Source organism: Clostridium sp., from assembly GCF_016650095.1.
Lineage (GTDB): Bacteria > Bacillota > Clostridia > Clostridiales > Clostridiaceae > Clostridium_AD.
In genome coordinates this window covers 1-6,689 of the sequence record NZ_JAENWL010000203.1, presented here as the reverse complement: position 1 = coordinate 6,689, position 6,689 = coordinate 1, and the positions used below count along the sequence as shown (strand labels likewise).

The following is a 6,689-nucleotide window of genomic DNA, read 5'->3' as shown; positions in this document are numbered from 1 at the left end:
GTTCGTGGAATAGCTCCCGGAAAACTTATAGCTTTTTCTAATAGATCTTGTCTCCCAATTGCTTTAATTGTAATTCTTCTACTATAAGAAATTCTTTCATTATTTATAATAATCGCATTCCCAGCGACTCTAATACCACTACGAGAAGTTAGCCTAATATCATTAATAGAAATTGCTTCAGCATCTGCCGTCCTCAGTTCGTTTACTATATGCACTAAATCCGAATCATAAATAGCCTGATTTTCAGTGTTACTGCCAAAAATGCTGTTCTTAGGCTCTATCAAAATAGTCACACCTTCACCTTCTACCTCGGTGCCTCCAGTAAGGATTCTCGTCTCATCTAATTCTTTACGTAATAATTCACTTGCTGCATCTCTTCCCCCTGCAGCATTTTCATATTCCTTTGTTTTACCATCTAATTCATCAATCTTTTTCTGCATATCTGTTATACTTTTTTTAAGTTGTTCGTTTTCAATTATAATTTCTGGTGTATTACTATTATTGGGATCCGCTATCGAATTCTGCCTGCCTATTACTTTAAATTGGTAACTTATCATAAATCCTAATAATACACATATCAAGCCAATTGATAATTGGGCCCTAAACTTCTTCATGTGCTTCCTCCTTGCTACTCTCTGGGGACTATAATTTTTATTAATTCTTTTACTACTCTTTTTCTACAAAAACAACTGGATTTGCTTTAGCACTAACATCTACATACCCCTTTGTATTCTTATACTGAGGCTGCGAAATAATATTTATCGCCTTATTAAATTTGTTTTTTAAGTCTTCTGTTGTTCCAATCTTAATGCACATGTTCCCTGAAAAAATCTTGACATCTACCACATTACTTACATCTACCATTGTTATACTGCGGTTACCGCTAGTCTTTCTATAATCATTGATAATATTTGTTATTTCATTTGCAATATTAATTTTCCTATCATTTTCAGATACAATTAACTTGCCTACTTCACTTTTTTCATAATTAAATCCAATTAAATTCACTAAGTTCATATCCTTCACATTGGCTCTTTTTTCAAGCAAAATACCTTTGTTATCTAGAATATAATAAGTTTTGTTTACTACCCCATAAAATACAGCCACTCTTTCCTGTATTTTTATAATGATTTTACTCGGCAAAACTTTCTTAACACTCACACCTAAGATATACGGATTTTTCATAATTTGCTCACGGCTATCGTTAAAACTGGCATAAAAAATATTACTTCCTAAGTTAATATTAGCTTCCTCTTTTATTAGAGCTTTAGAAACATTAGAATTTCCTATAATTTCGATGTTTGCAATATTAAAATAAGGTAATTTAATACATAATGTAACCAATGTAGATGCCATAATTATGACTAACAACATTAACTGCTTTAACTTCTTTCTATACTTTCTTCTATGTAATAATTTTTCTTTATTTTCTATAATATAATTTCCTTTGTTTTGATTATTACTTTTGTTCATTCACTTCCCCACATTCAATAACACATATTATTTATAATTATATAAATTAGTTATATTTGCTTGTGTATTTATATACTAATATATACATAATACCACTTAACTTAATTATTTTCATCATGATTTGAATGTATTTTTTAATATTTTTAAAAAAGTTAATATTTACAATTTGCAAGCATAGGAAAAGACATGCATATGCATGCCTTTAATACTAATTTTTATTTACAGTTTGCCTTGACACATTTAAAAGTATCCCTACTGCAAACATATTGAAAACCAAGGCCGAACCACCATAACTTATAAATGGAAGTGGTACACCGGTTACTGGCATTGACCCAGTAACTACTGCAATATTAATAACTGCCTGAATAGCTATAACAGATGTAATACCAATACCTAAAATGGTACCATACATATCTTTAGCAGTAACTGCTGTTTTAATACCACGCCATACAAAAATTACGAATAATAATATTATAAATACGCCTCCAATTAGACCTAATTCCTCACCAATTATTGAAAAAATAAAATCAGTGTGAGGTTCGGGTATATACAGGCATTTTTGTCTTGATAATCCGATTCCTGAACCAGTAACTCCTCCTGATCCAAGTGCAAGGAGTGATTGAACTAATTGATATCCTTCATCTTGACTTGTAGCCCATGGATTCATAAAATTAGTAAGTCTCTCCAATCTATATGGTTCAATAAATATTAAAACAGCAACTGCAGCAACTAGCGATGACCCTAAAGCAAAAAGGTGAGAAAATTTTGCCCCTGCTGCAAATAGAATAATTACAGTAACAATCATTATAACAGATGCAATACTTAAGTTTGGCTCTGCCAAAATTAACCCTGCATAAAACCCAGAAACTAATAGATAAGGGAAAACACCTTTAAAGAAAATTTTAATCTTTTCTCCCTTTATATCTAAGCTTTTAGCCATATATAATACTATAGCATACTTTGCAATTTCTGATGGTTGAATAGATGCAAATCCGAGGGGTATCCATCTCTTAGCCCCATTAATACCTGCAAATCCAAATACAGCAAGTAATAGCACAATAGTAATTACCATAATAAATCCAGTATATTTTTTTAAAATATGATAATCAATTTTAATAGCTGTAATCATAAAAACAGATCCAATACATGCCCACATAAATTGCTTTTTCAAATAATATTCTGGATCATTTAATTTGAAAGCTGCATAATATGAGCTTGCACTATAAACCATTACTACTCCAATAGTCACAAGAAGCATTATGATTGCAAATAATACAAAATCTATTTGTCCCATTTTAACCTTGTATCTTTTCATGTTATATCCTCCTTACATCGCTAATAGGGAAATGATAGAAATCCAATTAAACACAATACAACTGTTACAACTGAAAATACTGCAACAACCTTATTTTCATCCCATCCAAGTAATTCAAAATGATGGTGAATAGGTGCCATCTTAAATACTCTCTTACCTGTGGTCTTAAATACTGCAACTTGAATAATAACGGAGAGAGTCTCTATAACATATATTCCACCTACAATAAAAACTAATAATTGCAATTTAAGTATCATACCAACTGCAGCTACTGCACCTCCAAGTGCAAGTGCTCCCATATCTCCCATAAAGATTTGCGCTTTATAAGAATTAAATTTTAAAAACCCTAATAATGCACCTGCAAGTGCAGCACAGAATATTGCAATAGTAGAATGAAACATCATATTGCTAACTAGTGCAAAAAATGTCATAACTACAATTGTAACGCAAGTTGCGAGTCCATCTAATCCATCTGTTAAGTTAACTGCATTTGTGGTTGCTACAAAATATATAATAATAAAAGGTAAATACCACACACCGAGATTTATACTTTTATTAGCAAATGGTATAATTATGTCCGTTCCTATTTTAAGCGAAGAGTAATAACCAATTAAACCTGATACTACAACTAAAAGCAACATTTTTTGTTTAGATGTAAGCCCTTCATTTTGTTTACGTGTTATTTTAAGCAAATCATCAATAAGTCCTATTACTCCAAAAGCTATAAAACAATATAATGCAATCATAACTTCATCACTGGTTTGTCTAACAATTATTAACATTGTAATTATTGTTGAAATCATAAATATTATACCACCAATAGTAGGTGTCCCTGCTTTTTTGAGATGACTTCTAGGTCCTTCTGCTCTTATATTTTGACCAAATTTAAGCTTATGTAGCATGGGAATTAATAAGGGTCCTTGTATAATTGATAATAAAAATGCAAGTATAACTGAAAAAATAATTAAATTCATTTTTTTAACACCTCTTTAGCATTTATATCCCGCGAGTCTAGACTCATTAACGAATTAATATTCTGACGTGAGTTTATACTCACGAGTTTACTAACTATAGTCTCACTCTTCATAAATCTTGAAGCTTTAACTAAAACAACATCATTTTGCTTTATTATTCCTTCAATAAAAGAAACTACCTCATCATGAGTTTCAAAACTTCTATATTTATTTATATCGTTAAATCCTTCTTTATATGCTTCATTAAATTCCCCTATCGAAATTAATAAATCAATATTTTTGCGTTTTGCATATTCTCCAACTTGCTTATGTGCGTCAAAGGATCCATTTCCGAGTTCCCCCATAGTCCCTAGTACCGCAATTTTAGATTTTCCGCGAGCATTACAAAGAACATCAATTGCAGCTAACATTGAATCTGGACTAGCATTATAACAATCGTTAATTATTGTAAATACTTCACCTTTTATTATATCTAAACGCATGGACGTAGCTTCTAATTTTTTAAAGCCTTCTGCAATCTCTTCATAGCTCATGCTAAGTTCTCTTCCACAAGCTACTGCCAGCATAGAATTTAGTACGTTGTGACGACCTGGTATATTCACCTCAATAATATTATTTATTAAATTTCCATTTTCCATCAGAGTAAATGTAATTTTATTTTCGTAAATATTTAAATCACATGCTTTAAATTCAGCATCAGAATCAATTCCTGTTTTTATTAACTTATAATTTGAAGTGTTTATATTTTCTAATAAGTCATTATCTGAATTAACAATTAAAACACTATCCGAACTAAAAAAATCTGTTATCTCCATTTTAGCCTTTAAAATATTTTCTCTTGTTTTAAGATTTTCAAGGTGAGACATTCCAATATTAGTAATAATAGCAATACTAGGCCTTGCAACCTCACATAAGTTATGAATTTCTTCAAAATTGCTCATACCCATTTCGAGAACTGCTACATCATAACTTTTATCTAGCTTAAATATCATCATAGGTAACCCTATTTCATTGTTAAAATTACCTAAGGTTTTAAAAACTTTAAATTTAGAACCCAGCACCGCTGCAACCAAATCCTTTGTTGACGTCTTACCTGTGGAACCGGTAATTCCTACTACTTTTAAATTCAGCTTGTTTATATAAAATTTTGCAAGACTAAGCAGTGCTTTTTTAGTATCAGCCACCTTAACTACGATTGTTTTCTCATTAAGTTGCGATTTTTCAAATTTTATTTCATCAATAATGCAGATTGAAGCTCCTTTTTTACTAGCTTCAATAACAAAATTATTAGCATTAAAATTTTCACCTTTTATTGCTATAAAAATATCACCATCTTTTATAGCTCTTGTATCTATGCTGACATCGTTGTACAAGGCTCTTTGACCTTGTACTACTAATTCTCCATCCGTTGCCTCTATTACCTCATCAAGACTAATATACTCCATCTAGAACCGCTCCTTTAATATCTCTGAAACAATTTCTCTCTCATCAAAATGTATGGTTTTGTCTTTTAAAACCTGATAATCCTCATGCCCTTTACCTGCAATAACAATTACATCGCTAGTGTTTGCAATTTCAATTGCTCGTTTTATAGCCTCGCGTCTATTCTCTACAATCTCAAAATTATGTTTTTCAATGCCGGATACCACATCTTTAATTATTTCTATAGGATCTTCAGTTCTTGGATTGTCTGAAGTTATTACTGAAAAATCGCTTAAATCTGTTCCAATTTTACCCATTATTGCTCTTTTGGTTTTATCTCTATCACCACCACAACCAAAAACACTTATAAGCTTACCTTTTGTAAATTCTCTCACAGTTTTTAATATGTTTTCTAAAGCATCTGGTGTATGTGCATAATCTAAAATTATTTCAAATCCCAAGTTATAGTTATTTACAACAAGTTCACAGCGCCCAAGCACTTGTACTTTTTTTAGACCTAGTTTAATTGCAGATAACTCTATCCCCTGATTTAAGCAAACACCTATACATCCAAGGGCATTATATATATTATAATTTCCTGGTATATTTAATTCAATATCAAAAGAGTTGTCTTTATAATCTACAGTGAATTTACTTCCCCTTGAATTCATATTTATATTACTAGCCATAATATCTGCATTTCGATTTAACCCGTAACTTAATTTACTACACGCAATTGAATTATAAGCTTTTACTCCGTATGTATCATCTATATTAATTACAGAATTTTTACTATACTCAAATAATTTTAATTTTGCATTAAAATAATTTTCAAAGGTTTTATGGAAATCTAAATGATCCTGAGTTAAATTTGTAAAAATACTTTCGCAAAACTCTATTCCATATACCCTGTCTAAGTACAATGAGTGAGAAGATACCTCCATAACACAATAGTCCACCCCTGAATCCAGCATTTGTTTAAAAAGTTCATGAAGCTCTAGTGATTCTGGAGTAGTTCTCTCTGTATGAATTTTCACTCCACCAATGAAATTCGCTATAGTTCCAATAAGTCCAACTTTATACCCTTGCTCTTCTAAAATAGCCTTAATCATAAATGCTGAAGTTGTTTTTCCATTTGTACCTGTAATCCCTATCATCTTCATTTTGCTACTTGGATTCTCATAGTAATTAGCTGCACTTATGGCTAATGCCTTTCTGCTATCTTCTACGCGAAGCACCGTAACGTTTAAATTGTCTTCTATATTCTTCTGACATACAACAGCAACAGCTCCATTGTCAATTGCATTTTGTATATATTCGTGACCATCAAGATTATATCCTTCTATGCAATAGAATACATCTCCATCTTTAACTTTTCTTGAGTCATATTGAATTTCCTTTATGTCTATATCGATATTACCATGGATTAAATCCACATTAATATTTTCCATAATATTTTTAAGTTTCATATTATCACTCCCTTAAGTATATTCACGCTTTATGGC

The 6,689-nt window shown here is 30.9% G+C and carries 6 protein-coding genes; all 6 read right to left on the bottom strand.

The features are described 5' to 3' along the window. On the bottom strand, window positions 1-614 hold a 614-nt coding region (locus JJE11_RS12065; protein WP_291635937.1), incomplete at its 3' end, for a DUF881 domain-containing protein. A 52-nt stretch (window positions 615-666) separates the two neighbouring features. Beyond that, a complete protein-coding gene (locus tag JJE11_RS12060; protein WP_291635934.1) occupies window positions 667-1,473 on the bottom strand; it encodes an FtsQ-type POTRA domain-containing protein in 807 nt (268 codons plus the stop codon). A gap of 208 nt (window positions 1,474-1,681) precedes the next feature. Further along, on the bottom strand, window positions 1,682-2,788 hold the full coding sequence (gene spoVE, locus JJE11_RS12055) for a stage V sporulation protein E (RefSeq protein ID WP_291635932.1): 1,107 nt from the start codon (window positions 2,786-2,788) through the stop codon (window positions 1,682-1,684). A gap of 20 nt (window positions 2,789-2,808) precedes the next feature. Continuing rightward, entirely contained in the window at window positions 2,809-3,762 is a 954-nt protein-coding gene (mraY, locus tag JJE11_RS12050) for a phospho-N-acetylmuramoyl-pentapeptide-transferase (protein WP_291635931.1), read from the bottom strand. Beyond that, window positions 3,759-5,207, bottom strand: coding sequence for a UDP-N-acetylmuramoyl-tripeptide--D-alanyl-D-alanine ligase (gene murF, locus JJE11_RS12045; protein ID WP_291635928.1), 1,449 nt, complete (start codon window positions 5,205-5,207; stop codon window positions 3,759-3,761). Before murF ends, mraY begins: the two co-directional genes overlap by 4 nt. Continuing rightward, complete coding sequence (locus JJE11_RS12040; protein ID WP_291635926.1) at window positions 5,208-6,653, bottom strand: UDP-N-acetylmuramoyl-L-alanyl-D-glutamate--2,6-diaminopimelate ligase; 1,446 nt, start codon at window positions 6,651-6,653, stop codon at window positions 5,208-5,210. Window positions 6,654-6,689: the final 36 nt, after the last annotated feature.

Excerpts from the sequence above, each read along its gene's own strand:
- JJE11_RS12060 (WP_291635934.1), bottom strand. The coding sequence starts at position 1,473 with ATGAACAAAAGTAATAATCAAAACAAAGGAAATTATATTATAGAAAAT.
- spoVE (WP_291635932.1), bottom strand. The coding sequence starts at position 2,788 with ATGAAAAGATACAAGGTTAAAATGGGACAAATAGATTTTGTATTATTT.
- mraY (WP_291635931.1), bottom strand. The coding sequence starts at position 3,762 with ATGAATTTAATTATTTTTTCAGTTATACTTGCATTTTTATTATCAATT.
- murF (WP_291635928.1), bottom strand. The coding sequence starts at position 5,207 with ATGGAGTATATTAGTCTTGATGAGGTAATAGAGGCAACGGATGGAGAA.
- JJE11_RS12040 (WP_291635926.1), bottom strand. The coding sequence starts at position 6,653 with ATGAAACTTAAAAATATTATGGAAAATATTAATGTGGATTTAATCCAT.